The organism is Cerasicoccus frondis (assembly GCA_031296915.1).
Taxonomy (GTDB): domain Bacteria; phylum Verrucomicrobiota; class Verrucomicrobiia; order Opitutales; family Cerasicoccaceae; genus Cerasicoccus; species Cerasicoccus frondis.
Genome location: JAVDPC010000014.1, coordinates 20,735 through 39,009, shown reverse-complemented (window position 1 = coordinate 39,009; position 18,275 = coordinate 20,735). Strand labels below are relative to the sequence as shown.

16 protein-coding genes are annotated in these 18,275 nt (G+C 56.6%); 12 read left to right on the top strand and 4 right to left on the bottom strand.

From position 1 onward, the window contains the following. Positions 1-231: 231 nt before the first annotated feature. Positions 232-1,500, top strand: a complete 1,269-nt coding sequence (locus RBB63_RS12230) for a sulfatase family protein (RefSeq protein ID WP_309384596.1) — start codon at positions 232-234, stop codon at positions 1,498-1,500. Between the two features lie 80 nt (positions 1,501-1,580). After that, positions 1,581-2,165 carry a superoxide dismutase family protein gene (locus RBB63_RS12225; RefSeq protein WP_309384594.1) on the top strand — a complete coding sequence of 195 codons (585 nt, stop codon included), beginning with the start codon at positions 1,581-1,583 and terminating at the stop codon, positions 2,163-2,165. 151 nt (positions 2,166-2,316) lie between these two features. Here the strand turns inward: RBB63_RS12225 and RBB63_RS12220 are convergent, their stop codons facing one another. Beyond that, a complete protein-coding gene (locus tag RBB63_RS12220) occupies positions 2,317-3,006 on the bottom strand; it encodes a hypothetical protein (RefSeq protein ID WP_309384592.1) in 690 nt (229 codons plus the stop codon). 242 nt (positions 3,007-3,248) lie between these two features. Between RBB63_RS12220 and RBB63_RS12215 the strand changes: the two genes are divergently transcribed. Then, on the top strand, positions 3,249-5,471 hold the full coding sequence (locus tag RBB63_RS12215; RefSeq protein ID WP_309384588.1) for an NADP-dependent isocitrate dehydrogenase: 2,223 nt from the start codon (positions 3,249-3,251) through the stop codon (positions 5,469-5,471). 83 nt (positions 5,472-5,554) lie between these two features. Here the strand turns inward: RBB63_RS12215 and RBB63_RS12210 are convergent, their stop codons facing one another. Together RBB63_RS12210 and RBB63_RS12205 are read right to left on the bottom strand one after the other, a co-directional pair. Further along, a complete protein-coding gene (locus tag RBB63_RS12210; protein ID WP_309384582.1) occupies positions 5,555-6,817 on the bottom strand; it encodes a hypothetical protein in 1,263 nt (420 codons plus the stop codon). Between the two features lie 284 nt (positions 6,818-7,101). Beyond that, positions 7,102-7,932 (bottom strand): PEP-CTERM sorting domain-containing protein, encoded by an 831-nt coding sequence (locus RBB63_RS12205; RefSeq protein ID WP_309384580.1) that lies wholly within the window; start codon positions 7,930-7,932, stop codon positions 7,102-7,104. Between the two features lie 169 nt (positions 7,933-8,101). Between RBB63_RS12205 and RBB63_RS12200 the strand changes: the two genes are divergently transcribed. After that, entirely contained in the window at positions 8,102-8,812 is a 711-nt protein-coding gene (locus tag RBB63_RS12200) for a thioredoxin family protein (protein WP_309384578.1), read from the top strand. Between the two features lie 99 nt (positions 8,813-8,911). Here RBB63_RS12200 and RBB63_RS12195 read toward each other — a convergent pair whose 3' ends face one another. After that, the gene (locus RBB63_RS12195) at positions 8,912-9,886 is read right to left on the bottom strand and encodes a DUF4886 domain-containing protein (protein ID WP_309384576.1); all 975 of its coding nucleotides are present in this window, start codon (positions 9,884-9,886) and stop codon (positions 8,912-8,914) included. 108 nt (positions 9,887-9,994) lie between these two features. Between RBB63_RS12195 and RBB63_RS12190 the strand changes: the two genes are divergently transcribed. From RBB63_RS12190 to RBB63_RS12155, 8 genes are all read left to right on the top strand, one after another. Next, a complete protein-coding gene (locus RBB63_RS12190; protein WP_309384574.1) occupies positions 9,995-11,293 on the top strand; it encodes a bifunctional folylpolyglutamate synthase/dihydrofolate synthase in 1,299 nt (432 codons plus the stop codon). A 13-nt stretch (positions 11,294-11,306) separates the two neighbouring features. Further along, entirely contained in the window at positions 11,307-12,431 is a 1,125-nt protein-coding gene (locus tag RBB63_RS12185; protein WP_309384572.1) for a tetratricopeptide repeat protein, read from the top strand. An 82-nt stretch (positions 12,432-12,513) separates the two neighbouring features. Further along, on the top strand, positions 12,514-12,951 hold the full coding sequence (locus RBB63_RS12180; protein ID WP_309384570.1) for an LptA/OstA family protein: 438 nt from the start codon (positions 12,514-12,516) through the stop codon (positions 12,949-12,951). After that, positions 12,948-13,529, top strand: a complete 582-nt coding sequence (locus tag RBB63_RS12175; RefSeq protein WP_309384568.1) for an LptA/OstA family protein — start codon at positions 12,948-12,950, stop codon at positions 13,527-13,529. Before RBB63_RS12180 ends, RBB63_RS12175 begins: the two co-directional genes overlap by 4 nt. Then, positions 13,529-14,296, top strand: coding sequence for an LPS export ABC transporter ATP-binding protein (gene lptB / locus RBB63_RS12170; protein WP_309384566.1), 768 nt, complete (start codon positions 13,529-13,531; stop codon positions 14,294-14,296). Before RBB63_RS12175 ends, lptB begins: the two co-directional genes overlap by 1 nt. 203 nt (positions 14,297-14,499) lie before the next feature. After that, entirely contained in the window at positions 14,500-15,483 is a 984-nt protein-coding gene (gene hprK / locus RBB63_RS12165; protein WP_309384564.1) for an HPr(Ser) kinase/phosphatase, read from the top strand. A 557-nt stretch (positions 15,484-16,040) separates the two neighbouring features. Further along, positions 16,041-17,453, top strand: a complete 1,413-nt coding sequence (gene dnaA, locus RBB63_RS12160) for a chromosomal replication initiator protein DnaA (RefSeq protein ID WP_309384562.1) — start codon at positions 16,041-16,043, stop codon at positions 17,451-17,453. Positions 17,454-17,961: 508 nt separating this feature from the next. Beyond that, on the top strand, positions 17,962-18,258 hold the full coding sequence (locus tag RBB63_RS12155; protein ID WP_309384560.1) for an acylphosphatase: 297 nt from the start codon (positions 17,962-17,964) through the stop codon (positions 18,256-18,258). The last annotated feature ends 17 nt before the right edge of the window (positions 18,259-18,275 follow it).

The window sequence follows — 18,275 nt, the reverse complement described above, 5'->3', positions numbered from 1 at the left end:
ATATACATTCTGACAGGCTTAGGACCTGTGCTTGACAGAAGCAGCATTTAGCGAGCTACTTAGGCAATGTCTATATCAAAGCATAGATTAACCCTTTATCGCCAATCTTAGCCACTCAGCGATCCCATATCTTTGAGCCTAATGACATAGCCTGAGTGACGGATTTCGCTGACGACGGCGCCTGTAAGACCCCCCAACCGCAATTTGCTAGCTTATCCATAAATCCGCTGAATGCCCGACATGAAAGACGCCCGCCCCAACATTCTACTTTTACTCACCGATCAACAGCGCGTGGACACCATCTCCGCCCTCGGCAGCCAGTTTGGGGTGGAGACGCCCAACATCGACGCGCTCGTGCGCGAAGGCGTGACGTTTATGGACTGCCATTGCACGGCGCCGATTTGCTCGCCATCGCGGTCCACATTGATGACGGGCCGCTACCCGACCGAAGCCGGCATGCCGGGCAATCTATACTCCCCCGCCCCGCCGCTCGACCCGTCCAACGTCGGCATCGGCAAGCTGATGCGCGCGGCCGGTTACGAGACCGCCTACCACGGCAAGTGGCACCTCGGCGGAAGCATCCAAGCGCACGGCTTCGACACCGCCGAAGAGTGCTCGCATGACGCCACCACGCGCGAGCTGGCCGCCCGGTTTTGGCGCGACCGTGATTGGATCGAGCACGAGCGGCCGTTCTTCCACGTAGTGTCGTTCCTCGATCCGCACGACCTGTATTTCTACGACCCCGCCGAACGCGTGGAGGGCTTCCAACGCCCATGGAAAAACCTCGAGCGCCCCGCCGACAGCTACCCCGCCATCCCCGCCAGCAAACGCGTTGACTGGCCCGAGGAACGATGGGGCGCCTACCACCGGTTTTACGCCGAGCGCGTGGCCAAGGTCGACCGCGATATCGGCATACTGCTCGACGAGCTGCGCTGCAGCGGCTTTTTCAGCAACACGTGGATTATCTTTGCGGCTGACCACGGCGACATGGCGGGCGAGCAGAACATCCCGTTCAAGGGCTCGTTCATGTATGACGGCGTGACCCGCGTGCCGCTGGTCGTCGTGCCGCCGCGCACGCGCTTCCTGGGCGACGTCACGCGAAAGCTGCAAGAAGCCGGGCAACGCGGCATCCAGCTCAACGGCCAATGCAGCCTGATCGACATTGTCCCAACCATCCTCGACCTGGCCGGCCAACCAACCGAGCCCGAGATGTCAGGCGCGAGCCTGCTCCCCTGGCTCATGGGCGAACGCAGCGACAGCACACACGAAATTGCCTTCGCCGAATGGCACGGCCCCCGCGTGTTCATGGCCCGCCGTCAGGACTGGAAATACGTCCGCTACGCCGACGGCGGTGAAGAGCTGTTCTGCCTCCAAGAAGACCCTCACGAAAGCGTCAACCGCGCGGATGATCCGGCGGCCGCGGCCGTCAAAGCCGAGCTCAGCGCGGCGCTCGATGGCCACATTGCTCAACTGGAGCGCAACGCGGTGCAGCTGTTTTAACGTCCTACGGAAAAGACCAGGGCACGTTGAATGTTTCGAACATCTGTTTAAGTTGAGGCTCACTTCAACCGAAAGCACAGATGAAACGACGTATCCTGATCCCCACCATCAGCCTCTTTGCGGTGCTTGGCTCCGCCTACGCCCAGATGCCGATAGACAAGCACAGCCACGCGCACGACCACGCCCCCATGCCCAAGCACATGAAGGCGACAATGGTCGCCAAGGCCATCGCTGTGATCACCCCCACCAAGGGCAACACCGCCCACGGCGTAGTCACCTTTGAAAAGGTTGAGGACGGCGTGAAAGTTTCCGGCAAAATCGAAGGACTCACCCCCGGCAAGCACGGCTTCCACGTGCACCAATACGGTGACCTCGATTCCGACGACGGTACCGCCACCGGCGGCCACTTCAACCCGATGCAGACCGAGCATGGCGGCCCCGAGATGCCCATGTATCACGCAGGCGACATGGGCAACGTCATGGCCAACGAGGACGGCGTGGCGGAGTTCAGCTTCGTGATGCCGCACATGATGCTCAATGGCCCGGCGTCGATCGTTGGTCGCGGCTTGATTGTCCACGGCGGCGAAGACGACCTCGTATCCCAGCCCTCCGGCGCCGCAGGCCCCCGCGTCGGCCAAGCCGTCATTGGTGTCGCCAAGGATTAAGCGGATCGCGAACCGATTTCTGCAAACTGCGGCCGGGCATACGCTCGCCGCAGTTTTTTGTTGGCAGGCTTTAAGACAGCTTCGACGAGCCATCCCGGGCTAAGCGCCTCGAAGCCTCCATCCAGCATTTACGGATCGTGCAAACGGCCAACTATGGATTGGGCAATTGTGCTTCGAAGTCTCTGAGCTTTTGGAGCAAGGGAGCCTCTTGCATTTCGGTATTCTCTGCTAGCTGCACCAAGTCTTCACCTAGCTCTACAATCCCCAGACGAAGGCCTCCGTCCGGACTCCAGGTTTTTCCATAAATAAAGCCCATCGCCCAAACCCACACCGAGAATTCATAATTACTACCATCGCTCCCGACAAGAACTTGGCTCGGATACCGCGTCAGTTGGATCATCCGCCCCCAAGAACGTTGAATCGCAACTGCGAGCTCGAAGCTGATCGAGCGATCCACCCGAATAACTTCCAGTGATTCAAGCTCCCCCGGCTCGTCATCACGAGGCATCGCACCCCAAATACTTTTGTTCGCTCTCGTCAGCGTTAAGACATACAGGCGGTCCTCATCCTTAATAGACCGATAATCCTTTCCGACGTCAGCAGGGGCAACCTCTGCATCCACCGAGACGCTATACTCAGCCCGAAAGGACGGCTTCACTAGAAATCGTCCGTATTGCCCCTCCGTGACAACGAGCATCTCTCGAACCAGTTGGTCATACTGGGAGGCCGGATACCTCAACGGCGACAGGTGGTCCGGAAATTCGCCCATCTTGCACCGGTAAAACTCCTGCGCCTTGGCATTCAGGGACAGCATCACCACAAGAAATAAAACATATTTCATGATTAATATTCACATCCGACATCTTCAGTTTCAACAATATTTAGGTAAATCCCACTCCACTTCAGCGGCTCGCTTAAAAGCATCGCCCTACCTTTGGACAGTTGGAATAGCCGCCTGCCCCGCCGTCATTTGCCCAATGGGCAAATCTACCGGTCCAGCGGAACGCTGGTTTGGGAGTTGACCTAGCGCGTGTGGGTTTCTTAGCTGGCGGGCTTAAATAAAATACCATTCTTACGACTACCATGTCCGCACCCACGATTATCTACACGAAGACCGATGAGGCGCCCGCGCTGGCGACTTACTCGTTCCTGCCTATTATCGAAGCCTATGCGAAGCCCGCTGGCGTCAATTTTGAGACGCGCGACATTTCGCTGGCTGGCCGCGTTTTGGCTGTCTTCCCCGAGTTCCTGACCGAAGAACAACGCATCGGCGACCACCTCGCCGAATTGGGCGCGATGACCCTCACCCCCGAGGCCAACATCATCAAGCTGCCGAATATTTCCGCTTCCGTACCGCAGCTCAACGCGGTGATCAAGGAGCTCCAGGAAAAGGGCTACAAGCTGCCCGACTACCCGGCAACCGCCTCCACCGACGAGGAGAAGGACATCAAGGCCCGCTACGACAAGGTAAAGGGCTCCGCCGTGAACCCCGTCCTGCGCGAAGGTAATTCCGACCGCCGCGCGCCCAAGGCCGTGAAGGACTACGCCAAGAAGCACCCGCACTCCATGGGCGAGTGGACCAGCGCGTCCAAGACCCGCGTCGCCACCATGGGCCAGAACGACTTTTTCTCCAACGAGAAGTCCGTCACCGTGCCCGCGGCGACCACCGTGGACATCGTTTTCGAAGGCGCCGACGGCTCCAAGGAAGTCCTCAAGGGCGGCCTCAAGCTCAAGGCAGGCGAAATGCTCGACGCCACCAAGATGAGCGTTGCCGCGCTGGAAACCTTCCTTGCGGAGCAAGTTGCTGCGGCCAAGGCCGAGGGCGTGCTCTTCTCCCTGCACATGAAGGCCACCATGATGAAGGTCTCCGACCCAATCATCTTCGGCCACTGTGTAAAGGTCTTCTTCAAGGACCTCCTCGCCAAGCATGCAGACACTTTTGCCGAGCTCGGCGTGAACCTGAACAACGGTTTCGGCGACCTCGTAGCCAAGATCGCCACCCTGCCCGCTGACAAGAAGGCAGAGATCGAAGCCGACATCGAGGCAGCCTACGCTGCGGGCCCCGAGCTGGCCATGGTCAACTCTGACAAGGGCATCACCGGCCTCCACGTCCCCAGCGATGTGATCATCGACGCCTCCATGCCCGCCATGATCCGTATCGGCGGCAAGATGTGGGACACCAAGGGCGGCACCCAGGACACCCTGGCCGTGATTCCCGACAGCTCCTACGCCGGCGTCTACCAGGCCACGATCGACTTCTGCAAGCAGAACGGCGCACTCGACCCGGCCACCATGGGCTCGGTCCCGAACGTGGGCCTCATGGCGCAAAAGGCCGAGGAATACGGCTCGCACGACAAGACTTTTGAAATCCCCGCTGCCGGTAAGGTAAAGGTCGTCGACGCCGACGGCACGGTCCTCATTGAGCACGACGTGGAGACCAACGACATCTGGCGCGCCTGCCAGACCAAGGACGACCCGATCCGCGACTGGGTGAAGCTGGCCGTGAACCGCGCCCGCGCCACTGGCGACCCCGCCGTCTTCTGGCTCGACGAAGCCCGCGCCCACGACGCCGGCCTCATCGCCAAGGTCACTGAATACCTGAAGGACCACGACACCAGCGGCCTCGAAATCCTGATCAAGAAGCCGGCCGACGCCTGCCAATACAGCCTTGAGCGCATCGTAAAGGGCCAGGACACAATCTCCGTCACCGGTAACGTGCTCCGCGACTACCTGACCGACCTCTTCCCGATCCTCGAAGTCGGCACCTCGGCGAAGATGCTCTCCATCGTTCCTCTGATGAACGGCGGCGGCCTCTTCGAAACCGGCGCCGGCGGCTCGGCCCCGAAGCACGTTCAGCAGTTTGTCGCTGAGAACTACCTGCGCTGGGACTCCCTGGGCGAATTCCTCGCACTGGCCGTTTCCCTCGAGCACCTCGGTGAGACCTTCAACAACGCCGAAGCCAAGGTGCTCGGCAAGGCCCTCGACGCCGCGACTGGCACCTTCCTCGAGAACGACAAGTCCCCGACGCGTCGCGTAGGCGGCATCGACAACCGCGGCTCGCACTTCTACCTCGCGCTTTACTGGGCGCAGGAGCTCGCCGCGCAAAACGACAACGCCGACATCAAGGCCGTCTTCACGCCCATCGCTGCCGAGCTCGCCGCGAACGAAAAGGTCATCGTCGAAGAGTTGATCGCCGTGCAGGGCAAGCCCGTGGAAATCGGCGGCTACTTCCAGCCGAATGACGCCCTGGCCTCCGCCGCCATGCGCCCGAGCGCCACGCTCAACGCCATCCTCGGCAAGATCTAAGCAAGCCCAGGAAAGTTCTTTAAAACAAAAGGCCGTCCCATTGCGGGGCGGCCTTTTTGGTGGGTTGAATGCTGAAAAGTATTCTAGTTACCGAACACGCCCATGCTGATGTCGCCCTGAGCCTGACTCAGGGTAACATTTCCATTAAATTCCGCAGAGCCATCCTTGTAGATGGTCATCGCATTTTTGGGCTCTTCACTCGTTCCAACGCCAACTTCGAACACCGGATCTTTCGTAACCCACACAGTGGGATTTGTCGAACCACCAGTCGAGTCTTTGCCCACATTGTAACGACCGATTGCTACTGAGGCATAGGATTCAGCCGTGGTGTTTGATCCCATCGCAGTCGATACGTCCCCGTTAGCATATGTATTTTTATTAACTGCCATTGAATAATCTCCAAGCGCATGAACGCTCTCCCCAAAAGCTACTGATGAAACACCAGACGCCTCATTGTCGTGCCCAGCAACAAAAGCGCGCGCACCAACCGTAGTATTCCCATCTCCAAATGTTGCCGAGCTATTACCAGTGACATTGTGGTCACGACCAGCGGCAAATGCATTATCGCCAGTATTAACAGTTCCATATCCCAAAACAGCAGACCATTCTCCTGAAGTCTGCACCCCATTACCGAATGCAAACGAACTACCGCCGGACGCGATTACACGCGTATCAGTGTTATCAATACGACGCCCAAACGCAAACGAATAATTTCCAGTAGCTTCTGCATAATATCCATGAGCCATAGAATAGTCTCCCGATGCTGTAGCATGAGCACCATGCGCGCTGGAAGATTCACCCGAGGCAGTTGAATAAGAACCATGAACCAATGACCGTGAGCCACTCGCATCGTTGTTCTGCCCAAAAGTCACAGAGAATGCACCAATTCCCGAGCTCCCCCATACATCGGTCGAATTTCTGCCAGCATAAAAGGCTCCCTTGGGTGCATACCAGAGTAGCTGAGTACTGAAAGACGAATTTGCAGCAGGAAAGCCAGTTCCGTCATCATCAAGGTCAATTGGCTTGGAAAGATAAAATCCAGTGTCATTGCTATTCACAACTGCCAAAGGCTTCCCATCTACCAAAATCTCCGGCACGGTTGGATCCAAAAGGATCTTAACGTTTCCACTGGAGTCGTAGAGTTCGAGCGTATTCGTGTCATCCAGGGTCATCTGGGTAATATCCGATCCATCCGTATTCATGGTCCACAACCATTCCGCGAGGGCTTGGTTCACGCTAAAATAGACTTGCGCTGGTTGGTCAGGATTTGGAGCGGCATCGTATTCGACATATGAAATGGAAACACCGTCAGCACCTGTCCCCGTAGGATCTTCGATACGAAGCACTCCTTCGACATGAGCATCGGGGGACCCAAGCAGTGCACTCGTAGCATTAAGGGATAGAGGACTCAAAGCAGTGGCAACACAAGATAGAGACCACACTGTAGAAGAAATATTTAGCTTACTAACCATTCTCCAATGAAACATTTACCACGATAAGAATTCAAGAATAGAATATTTCTTTTTGTCTTATTTTATACTTACAAAAGGTCGAATACACAACGTAGTTAGTTTTAAACTAAGGCCACCTCATTGCGGGGCGGCCTTTTCAAAATGTAATATGGGTCCGGTTAGCGGCGACGCATGAGCAGCAATCCCAACGAGGCCAAGCCCAGCATCAGGGCGTAGGTCTCCGGCTCAGGAACGGCAGCGAGAACTTCGACTGAGAGCATCGCGCTGCGGCCGGAAGATTCCGAGGAGGAAAATGTTGCGCCCATGGTTTCAGTGGATTCGTCCACATTGGTCAGGGCGAAAAGCGAGGTCAGCGAACCATCCGACAAGGCGCCCGCCAGATTCGAATCCAGATTCACGTCGCTGCCGAAAGTACCGTCTGGCGTTGCGGAAAACGATGACAGGACCACGCTATTCGGTTCGAGTGAGGAAAGCTCCACCGAAAGCGCTGTGTTGTTGGTGGTGGTCGTCGAGTAGTCCGACTGGCCAATGGGCGCGCTTTGGTCGACGCCGGACAGCAACATAATGCTGTAATGAGCGCCATCATCACCCGGATTGGAGCCGGAACTGCGACTAAAGACCAAGTCCGATCCACTAACGCTCGCGAAGTCATCTTCCGTTAAATAAAAGATGCCCGTGACGTTGTAACCGGCGCCAGGCTGTTCCAAGGCGACCTGTCGCGCCTGAGTCAGAGTGACGCCGCCAAAGGTGACGCTGGACGCTGCAGGGTCCGCAGAGGTGCTGTCGGTGTAAGCGCTGTAAAAGACGACCAGCAGATTATCGTTGCCCGTCTCAGAAATCGAGTAACCGGTGGCGAAAGTCGCAGTCTCCCCCGTGTTCACTCCATAGCCCGATGTAATCGGCAAGCTATCGACCACGCCTATGTATGCCTGCGCCGATGCAGCGAGCATTGTCGTGGCGAACACAGCAATCGAATTAGATGGAGACATAGCGCCATGTTATCCAGCACCTGGAATTCGCCAAGGTCAAAAACTCAAGTGACAAATATTTAAGAATAGCGACTGCCCACAGTCTACGCCAATTCAAGAGCTTCTATTATTGACTGAGACTCAGCCCTGCGCAAAACTTCGCCAGCACCACAACATATTTTTCAGTATCATGACTTACAGCTTCCGCTCATCCTTCCTTTTCGCGCTCATTGCCTTCATGAGCGCCCTAACGCTGCAAGCAGAAATCGAACGCGGCTACACGCGCGAGCAAGTCGTCCAGCAGCTCGGTGAGCCCACCGGCTCGACCAAGCTAGGCAACAAGGAAATCATGACCTACAACGGCGCCAACATCAAGCTGCGCAACGGGGTCGTCTACTCCATCGACAAAGACTTCGAAGAAAAACAGGCCACGGGCAAGGGGAACCTCGAGTTCATCAAACAGCAGGAGGCCAAGGGCCTGCAGCACTACGATGGCGAGTGGCGCTCCAAGGACGAAATCGAAGCCATTGTTGCACAGAAAAACAAGGAGAAGGCCAAGGATGACAAAGGAGACTACAAAGATATTCGCGGCAAAGGCCAGCGAGTGGAACTCAATACCGTGCTTGCCAGCGGCAAAGTAACCATCGTCGACTTTTACGCAGACTGGTGCGGCCCCTGCCGGAAGATCAGTCCTCATTTGATGAACATCGTCAAAAACGATCCTAGCGTTGCTCTGCGCAAGATCGACATCGTCAACTGGGGCACGCCCATTACGAAGCAATTCAGCATCCGCTCAGTCCCCAATGTTCGCGTTTACGACAGGAACGGGCGCCCAGTCGGCAGCCCCACCAGCGATATTAATGCGATCAAAAGCAATATCGAGCGCGCCAAGAAGAGTTAATCATTGATCACTGAAATGCGGTGAAAGTGACGAGCCTTTATCGCCAAAAAAAAGCGCCCCGTAAAAAGGGCGCTTTTTGCTGAAATAAATGTTGGAGGCTTACATTGCCGCTGCTTCGGCTTGCTGAGCCTGGGTTTCGGCGACCACGGTGGCGTGAGCGATGTCACGCAGGGACGCAGCCTGCGCATCCGTCAGGGAATCCGGCTTGTAAGGAACCGTGCGGGCGTCAACCCCGGAGAAGAATTCAAACCAGACCAACGCGCCGAGGTATTCGCCAGCGGTGTTGGCGTGGAAACCATCGTTGACCACGAACCAGTTTCCGTCTTTGCCCTTCTTCCAGTAGTAGTCATTGTTGAGAGACTTGGAGGTATCCGGCAGGCTGTTCTTGTCTTCCGGATAGGTCAGGTCATGGTTCTTCGAGTCAAAATCATCGACCTGGTAATCCCACATTTCGGTCGCGCGGGCGTTCTGAAAGGCGGTTCCCACTGGAATCACGCGCAAGCCATGCTCGTTGGCGATTTTGGCGTAGTTGGCGTGCAGCTTTTCATACATCTTGTCCGGATCGAGCTTCCAGTCCTTGGCGCGGTAGCTATTGACACTGTGCGACCAGGTTTCGTGGACCACGATTTCTGCGTCCGGGCGGTATTGGCGAATGTAGTCGATGAGCTCTTCCGTGTAAGGATAGAAAGATTCCTCCTTGTAGCTCTTGGTGCTGACCTGCTGGATGGTGATGTAATCCCAATCTTCAGCAAGGAGCATTTCCTTGAGTGAAAGATTCTCACCCTGCATTTCCCAATCCAAGCGGTACTCGTATTCGTTGCCGGTATTGGGGTCAGCTTCGTGCTCCTTGGCATGCTTTACATGGCGATCCAGGGAGCAGCCGCCGATGAAGGCCGTGCCAATGTCGGCATCTGCTGAATCGACGGAGTCATAGATCTTCGCCAGGTATTTGTTCGCGTTATTGGTAAAGCTATTGCCCACGCCGAGGATTTTGACTTTTTCGACTTCGGCGTTCAGGCTGGCGACAGCCAGCAACATCAAGGCAAGGGCGGTAATGCGGGGAATAAGTTTCATGAAGCGCCCAGTGTTGCATTGATTCGCTCCTCAACGCAAGTTTCTGCTTAGATATCCCGTAAACTTAAAAACCAGTCTTGCGCGCACGATAAGCTTCAGCGTTGCTAAATGCGCTTTATGCCAAGCTACGCCGAAACCCAGGATTACCTTTATTCGCTGCGCAACCGCGGGGCGAAACTGGGCGTGGAGCGCATGCAGGCCTTTAACCACGCACTGGGCCGACCTGACCAACATTTTCCCATCATTCACGTGGCTGGCACCAACGGCAAAGGCTCCACCTGCGCCATGCTCGAAGCCATGTATCGTGCGGCGGGCTATAAAACCGGGCTCTTCACCTCCCCCCACCTGATCCGTCTCGGCGAACGCGTCCAAGTCAACCGGCAGCCGCTAACCAACGACCAAATCATCGTCTACACCGAGCGCCTGCGCCAAACTGCGGAAAGCCTGGCGGTGTATGACCCCGAGGCCCATCCGACGTTTTTTGAGTTCATGACAGCCATGGCGTTCCTGCACTTTGCCGAGGAGCAGGTTGGCGTGGCCATCATCGAAACCGGCCTTGGCGGGCGGCTGGACTCCACCAATATCATCGTCCCACGCGTGAGCGTGATCACCTCCGTCAGCCTCGACCACCAAGAGCAACTGGGCGACACGCTGGCCAAGATCGCCACTGAAAAAGCGGGCATCCTGAAACCCGGCGTCAATGTCGTCCTCGGCCAAATGCCGGAAGAAGCGGAAAAGGCGATCCAGGCCACCGCCGCCAAGCGCCGCTGCTGCATCACCAAGGTCACGGACGTATTCGAGGAGGACATCGACAACTACCCCCAAACGAACCTCACTGGCGACCACCAACGCGTCAACGCCGGCATCGCCATGCTCGCCATGTGCCATGCCGGAGCCGATCTCGCGGTCCCCGAAAAGGTCGCCTTCGAAGCCCTGCAGCAAGTCGACTGGGCCGGACGCTGGCAGAAAATTTCGCTCCACGACGGCCGAACGCTCATCCTCGACGCCACGCACAATCCTGAAGGCTGCACCGCCTTGGAAAAGAATTTGGACCGCCTCATTGCCGAAACAGGCCGCAAGCCAGTCATCCTCTGCGGCACACTGGGCGAAACCCGCGCCCGGGCGCTGATGGATGTCGTCACCGAGCGCGCACAGGACATTTGGCTGCTCGTTCCCAATCAACCGCGCGCTTGCAGCCATGGTCAGCTACGCGCCTTCACGGTGGGGAAATTCACCGGCGGCCTGCACGACGCGAGCGTCGAAGCACTGTTCCCCGAACCGGGAACCTGCCACGCAGGCGGCGAAGGCGACGTCATCGTCGTCACCGGCTCCATCTACCTGTTGGGCGAAGTTTTGACCCGCCTGGAGGAACAATCCAGCGAGGCTGAGTTACAGGATAAGCTCTAACTCCTGTCAGATCATGCAGGAGCAGAAGCTAGAGCAGGCCCTAGAGCTGATACAAATCGAGCGGTATGACTATGCCATTGAATTGATTTCCAATGTTCTGAGCCAAGAGCCGAATAACCCAAGAGCCCTCACCCTGATGGGCTTAGCCCATTTCTATAAAAAAGATTTCATCACTGCGAAAAATCACTATGAAAGCGCCTTAACGCTTCGGCCTAACGATGATGACATCCTCGCCCTACTCGTCCAAACGCTTCTGGCGCTGAAGCAATACGCTACAGCAATCGAAACTGCGCATAAAGCGATAGCCATTAATCCCAAAAATCTAAATGCATGGCTCGGCCTCGGGTGGGCCAAGTTATACTGTGGTCAAACGCGAGAAGCCCGACACGCCGTAACACAGGCAAAGACGCTGGAACCAGATAGCGCCAAGGTAAACTTACTGGAGTCCTCCATAATCGCCAGTATGTCGGCCGAAACCCCCTTGCCATCGGAGCTAAAAGCCATAAAGGAAGGTCTGAGCAAAGAACCGAACAGTTGGCTGTTTCACTACAAGCTGGGCATCTACTATCTACGTAAATCGCCAGACTCCTCCAAAGGCGTAAATACCTTAAAAGAAGCACTCAGACTGGCGCCAAGTGAAGCCCGAATCATCAGGATTATCCGCTTGGGCTTTCTCGTGCGCAAGCGCTGGCTCCTCAACTTTCACATGCCGGGGTTGATCGCAATCAGCATATTTCGCAAGCGATTCCAGCCCAAATCCATGATCTTCCTGGGCGCCATCCTCGCTATCACAGCTTATCGGAATGAGAAGCTGGCAACGTTCATTGGCCTGCTCTCGCTCATTATGCTGCCCACTTACTATGTGTCCGAATCGCTTGCCCTGCTCGCAGCAGAGAAAAAGAACCAGATTGCCTTGGGACTGGCAACCTGGCTCAAACCATTTCGAGTGCTACCCAACCCAATACTCTACCTAACCATACCCTTTCTTTCACTGGTTAGCGTCATCTTGACCGCAATTGCCTTCAACCAGCTCCCTTTCACGGTCACAGCTCCCATTGCAGGTGCCTATGCGGTCATACTAATAGGCTACTACGCTGCATCAGCCCTACAACGCACACACACCAATCACGACCTATAAGCCCCATCCTAAAGAAATGAACAATTAGCGCGGGTTGATTTCTCACTCGACCCAGGGGCGCGTTCGTCACTTTAATCAATCCGTGAAGCATTCTTGGCTCATCTTGCTTTTGCTGCCCCTCGCACTGGGGGGCCAGGCCGCGCGCACCCAGATCGGAGCGCCGATTGAGAATTTTCGCCTGCCCATCTTCGGTGAAGACGGCAACCGCATCTGGGACTTGCGCGGCGATAAAGGCATTTATAATGAGAGCGGCGAAATCGACGTGGAGCGCATGATCCTCCGCACCTTCCCCCCCGGTGAGCCCACCAAGCCCGACTTAACCATCGAAAGCCCCAAGGCGCGCATTTATCCCGAGGAAAATCGCGCCGCCGGCCCTGGCTACCTCTTCCTCGAAGCCAGTGATGAGAGCTTCGCCATCGTCGGCCGCGACTGGCAGTGGCTTAACGACAAGCGCACCATCCTCATCGGCGAAGAAGCCCGCGTCACGTTCAAGCAAGCCATCGGAAGTATTTTAGAATGAACATTTTGACCCGAATCCTCATCTTGGTCGCGCTTCTGGCCGCCAGCGCTCATGCGCAGCAGCCCACCGCCGAAATCATCGAGCAAAACACCGTCATCACCAGCGACAACCTGGAGTTGGTCGGCGGGGACAGCGAAAACCGCTTTTTCTTCACCGGAAACGTCAAGATCACCGGCACCAACCTGCTGGCCACCTGCGACGAAATGGAAGTCGTCGCCGCGCGCTCGGGCTCACCGGAAAAGACCGTGGGTGAAATGGGCGCCATCCAGTCGATCATCATGATAGGCAACGTCATCATTGAGCAATCCGGACGAAAAGCCACCGGAGGCCGGGCTGAAATCCGGCCCAACGAAGACAAAGTGATCCTTTCCGAAGGCCCACGCGTGGAAGACAGCCGCGGCGTCGTGACCGGTTGGAAAATGGTTCTCCATAAAGGCGAACGCAAAGTCGAGGTCCTCAGCGACCCCAACGCCACGGGCGACAGTGGCCGCACCCGCGTGCAATTACCCGGCTTCAAGGACCTCGGCTACGAAGACCCCGAATCCAAGTTCGGCACAGACGACAAGGAAGGCCAGTAATGGAGGAAGCAGAACCAACGACCACCGTCGCCGCAACCGAGGAACGGACGACCATCCACACCAAGGGCCTGGTCAAGGTTTACGGGAAGCGCGAAGTCGTGTGCGGCGTCGACTTAAACGTCAACTCAGGCGAAGTCGTCGGCCTGCTCGGCCCCAACGGCGCTGGCAAAACCACAACTTTCTACATGATCGTAGGTCTCGTGCCGGCCACACGAGGCCAGGTGTTTCTCAACGATCAGGACATCACCAAACTGCCCATGTACCGCCGCGCCCGCCTGGGCCTCGGTTACTTGCCGCAAGAGGCGAGCGTGTTCCGCAAGCTGACCGTCTATGACAACATCATGGCGATCGTGCAGACACTGGACGTCCCCCGCAAGGAACGGCATGATTTCGTCATGATGCACCTGGAGGAGCTCGGTCTCGATCACCTGATCAAGCAGAAGGCCTACACCCTCAGTGGGGGGGAGCGTCGACGCCTGGAAATCACCCGCGCCATGGTCGCGCGCCCTCGCTTCATGCTGCTGGATGAGCCGTTCAGCGGCGTTGACCCGAAGAGCGTCGATGAAGTGCAGGACATCATTCTCGGCCTGAGAAGTAAAAACATCGGCATCCTCATCACAGACCACAACGTCCGAGAAACGCTGAAGATAGTCGACCGCGCGTATTTGATCCACCAAGGCAAAGTCCTCTCCGAAGGCACGAGCGAATTCCTCGTCAACGACGAGAAAAGCCGCGAATACTACCTGGGCCGCGGATTTACGCTGTAGCCCCGGTCATCACTGCCAACTTGCCCCGCCAAATGACATTTGCCGGGAGCAAAAAAGTTTGAGGATAAAACTCAGTATCCATGGGCCTTCGCGGGCGCTCAAAAAGTTTTCACAAAGCCGGGTATTGCCAGCAGGGTAACAACGCATCTATTCTTGTCTAAACCTGCCCGGGAAAGGCGGGCTTTTTAATCCACTCACGCCGTATGCCCCGCATTGACTCAAAAGCCATGGACACCATCTCGGTCAAAGATTTTTACGAGTCTTACCGGGATGAGCTGGGCCTGGAGCTGGTCGCGGGGGAAAAGGGCGTGTCAAAAGTCATTCGTGACACCAGCATCAACCGCCCGGCGCTGGCGCTCGTTGGCTACTTCCGCTACTTCGCCAACAAGCGGATTCAGCTTTTCGGCGCGGGGGAAATGGCCTTTTTGCGCGATATGCCAGCGGACAAGCAAGTGTCCGTCATGAAGGATATCTTCGCCAAGCATGTGCCCTGCGTGATCATCAGCCGCAACCTCGCCCCCACCAAGCCACTGCGCGACGAGGCCGAGGAGCATGCCGTGCCGCTTCTGCGCACCCGCCTTTCGACCAAAGAATTCCTGACTCAGGCCACCTTACTGCTGGAGTCGCGCTTTGCGCCATCGACTACCTGCCACGGCACCTTGCTCGACGTGAAAGGGATCGGGGTCATCCTGCGCGGACGCAGCGGCGTCGGCAAAAGCGAGTGCGCACTCGCGCTGATCGAGCGCGGACACAGCCTCGTGGCGGACGACCTCGTCTACTGCCGCCTCGAATCGGAAAACGAGGTCATCGGCTCTGCCGCTGAGCTTGGACGCGGCTACATGGAATGTCGCGGCCTGGGCATCATCAACGTCGCCGACATGTTTGGCATCCGCTCGGTGCGGCTGGATAAAAGAGTCGACCTGGTGATCACTTTTGAAGAATGGCGCCCAGGCATGCCCGAGGAACGCACCGGCTTGGAGCGCAATTACTACGAGATTCTCGGCGCGCAAATCCCGCACATTGAAATCCCCGTTAAGCCAGGCCGAGATATGGCGCGCCTCACCGAAGCCGCCGCCATGGTGCAAGCCCTGCGCAACATGGGCCACGACTCTGCGCAAGAGTTTAATGATCAACTCATTGCGCACATGGAAAAAATGGGCGCAACCGCCCCTGCTCCTCAACGCTAGGCCCACCATGCGCGTAACTCATGGAAATTCCCATCGCCCTGTGCCACAATTAACGACAATTAATGTGTTACATTATTGTCGCTATTCCGCACTCTAATAAGATTTTGAATTAACCCGGTATAAATGCTGCTACTGAAACACATCTGTAACCTGTTCATTTCTCGTCAGTTCGAACGCCCCGAACCAAGGACGCGTTTGCAACTATCGAGTGACAAACTATACACTTTCCCGCTGTGGATAAGATGCGAACAACTTCAACTCGACAATTCACAGCCTGCCAAATTTACTAGCTACCTTTGACTTTCTCAAGTTGCGGCAAACCCACTCAACCTATCGTTGCACGGCATTGCTTACCCTCATTGCATTCAACCACCAATTTCATAAAACAATGACAATCAACATTTTAGAACCCGAACACACCTAATCGCCACTCTCTGGCGGACTGATTGCCATTCCAGCGAGTCTACCGCTCGCGCCACGCACTGCGTTAAAAGTAGTGGTCCGCCTTGCCTAATTGTGTAAAACTGTGAATAAACCTGCGAACTTTTGTGACAGGAATGCTTAACGAAACTGTAAATTTCCAACTCTGGGACACCGTAAAGAACGACTTTTCCGGCCTCTTCCCCAACGACGTGTTTCGAACTTGGTTCGAGCCACTGCGTTGCATTGAGGAAACTGACGATTGCGTGACTTTGGGCGCACCCAACGACTTTGCCGTAATCTGGATTCAGGACAACTATCAAGACCTGATCACCCGCCGCCTCCAGGAGGCAGCCGGGCGCAGTATTCGGCTCAATGTAGTCGTCGATGACGAAGCCGCCGCCAGAGCCGAAAGCCTGGAGCGCGCCAAGCCCGAGGCAAACGCCGCCCCCCCCCGCACCGCTGCCAGCGACAGCAGCGCGTCGGTTAGTCGCACCATTTCCGAGGCCAACCGCCCGTCCCTCATCCTCAACCCGAAGAACAACTTCGAGAACTTCGTGATTGGGCCCGGCAACCAGATGGCTCAGGCCGCGAGCTTCGCGGTGGCCACCACCCCAGGCAAGGCCTACAACCCGCTGTTTCTTTTTGGCGACACCGGCCTCGGCAAGACGCACTTGATGCACTCCATTGCGCACCATATTTTGACCACGCGCCCGGACACCCGCATCGCCTACGTCTCGACCGAGAAGTTCACCAACGAATACATCGAGGCCATCCAGCACAACAACGTCACCCGGTTCCGCCAGCGTTACCGCCAAGTCGACGTGCTGCTGATCGACGACATCCACTTCCTCTCCGGCAAGGAGCGCATCCAGGAAGAGTTCTTCCACACCTTCAACGAGCTCTTCGAGCGTCAGAAGCAGATCGTGCTCTCCAGTGACCGGCCAGCCGGTGAAATTGCCCGCCTTGAGGCGCGCCTCGTGTCCCGCTTCCAGTGGGGCTTCATGGCCGACATCCAGCCGCCGGACTACGAAACGCGCATGGCGATCATCCGCAAGAAGGCCCACAACATGGACCTCGACTTGCCGGACAACATCCTCGATTTCCTCGCCGAACGCGTCTCGCGCAATGTTCGCCGCATGGAAGGCGCCCTCACCCGTGTAGCCGGCTACGCCGCGCTCATGAAGGGCGCGCTCGATGTCGACACCGTCGAAACGCTCCTCAAGGACATCCTCCACGAAGAAGCGCAGACCCAAGTCACCATTGAGAAGATTCAGCAAAAGGTGGCCGACTACCACAAGCTCCGCCTCGGAGACATGGTCAGCAAGCGCCGCCCGGCCAACATCGCCTTCCCGCGCCAGATCGCCATGTATCTCTCCCGCGTGTTGACGAGCCATTCGCTCCAGGAAATCGGCGACGCCTTTGGCGGCCGCGACCATGGCACCGTGATCCACGCCTGCAAAACCGTGGAAAACATCATGGACCAGGACGAATCCGTCACCCGCACCGTCGACTACCTGAAAAAGCAACTCACCTCCGGCCGCTCCTAGGCAGCGTGCCGCTGCACCCAGAGATTTGCGCAGGGCGCAAATGCGGTGGGGCAACGAGTTAACGGGAAATATTTCAGCCCGACTGCCAATCACGGCGGTCGGGCTTTCCATTTCCAGAGCACTTTTCATCTAGATTGGCCGATCAGGCCGCAGTGATTTTTCGTGTCCAGCAAGGCGGCTTAAGCGTCGCAGGCTGGAAGCCTGTGAGCGAAAAGCCAACAATGCTGGCGCGGAAAAGCACTCGGTTTAGGGCTTGGGGCCAGATTGGAAGTTCGCGGCGTTGGCATTTCAATCACGGGCTTCCAGCCCGCTCAATCAAAGCCGCCTTGCGCTGCATCCAATCTCTACCCCACCTGAATCGGCCAATCTAGATGAAAAGTGCTCTAGTAAGCGCCAAAGGCCTGGCGCACATCAAAACGACAAGGAGCCGGATTGGATGGAAAAACGATTGAAAATGGATAGGGCACAGTTAACGTGATCGCGTGTCTTGACCCGATACCATACCACCATGCCCAGTCCCACCATGCCTGATACCATTTACCGCGAAGAGGTTCACTTCACCGGCCGCGTGCAAGGCGTTGGCTTTCGCTACGCGACGTTACAAGTCGCCAAAGAGTTTGAGGTGACCGGCGAAGTTAAAAATTTGACCGACGGCCGCGTCTACTTATGCGCCGAAGGCAAGGAAGCCGAAGTCACCGCATTCCGCGAGGAACTCATCGACCGCATGAAACCCTTTATCCGCGAGACGGAAATTAAATCCGCCACCTGCCCTGCTTCCTACAAAAGCTTCGAAATCACCCGTTAAGGAGCAAACCCCACCTA

Excerpts from the sequence above, each read along its gene's own strand:
- RBB63_RS12155 (WP_309384560.1), top strand. The coding sequence starts at position 17,962 with ATGCCCAGTCCCACCATGCCTGATACCATTTACCGCGAAGAGGTTCAC.
- hprK (WP_309384564.1), top strand. The coding sequence starts at position 14,500 with ATGCCCCGCATTGACTCAAAAGCCATGGACACCATCTCGGTCAAAGAT.
- RBB63_RS12220 (WP_309384592.1), bottom strand. The coding sequence starts at position 3,006 with ATGAAATATGTTTTATTTCTTGTGGTGATGCTGTCCCTGAATGCCAAG.
- RBB63_RS12230 (WP_309384596.1), top strand. The coding sequence starts at position 232 with ATGCCCGACATGAAAGACGCCCGCCCCAACATTCTACTTTTACTCACC.
- RBB63_RS12195 (WP_309384576.1), bottom strand. The coding sequence starts at position 9,886 with ATGAAACTTATTCCCCGCATTACCGCCCTTGCCTTGATGTTGCTGGCT.
- RBB63_RS12225 (WP_309384594.1), top strand. The coding sequence starts at position 1,581 with ATGAAACGACGTATCCTGATCCCCACCATCAGCCTCTTTGCGGTGCTT.
- dnaA (WP_309384562.1), top strand. The coding sequence starts at position 16,041 with ATGCTTAACGAAACTGTAAATTTCCAACTCTGGGACACCGTAAAGAAC.
- RBB63_RS12190 (WP_309384574.1), top strand. The coding sequence starts at position 9,995 with ATGCGCTTTATGCCAAGCTACGCCGAAACCCAGGATTACCTTTATTCG.
- RBB63_RS12205 (WP_309384580.1), bottom strand. The coding sequence starts at position 7,932 with ATGTCTCCATCTAATTCGATTGCTGTGTTCGCCACGACAATGCTCGCT.
- lptB (WP_309384566.1), top strand. The coding sequence starts at position 13,529 with ATGGAGGAAGCAGAACCAACGACCACCGTCGCCGCAACCGAGGAACGG.
- RBB63_RS12215 (WP_309384588.1), top strand. The coding sequence starts at position 3,249 with ATGTCCGCACCCACGATTATCTACACGAAGACCGATGAGGCGCCCGCG.
- RBB63_RS12200 (WP_309384578.1), top strand. The coding sequence starts at position 8,102 with ATGACTTACAGCTTCCGCTCATCCTTCCTTTTCGCGCTCATTGCCTTC.
- RBB63_RS12185 (WP_309384572.1), top strand. The coding sequence starts at position 11,307 with ATGCAGGAGCAGAAGCTAGAGCAGGCCCTAGAGCTGATACAAATCGAG.
- RBB63_RS12175 (WP_309384568.1), top strand. The coding sequence starts at position 12,948 with ATGAACATTTTGACCCGAATCCTCATCTTGGTCGCGCTTCTGGCCGCC.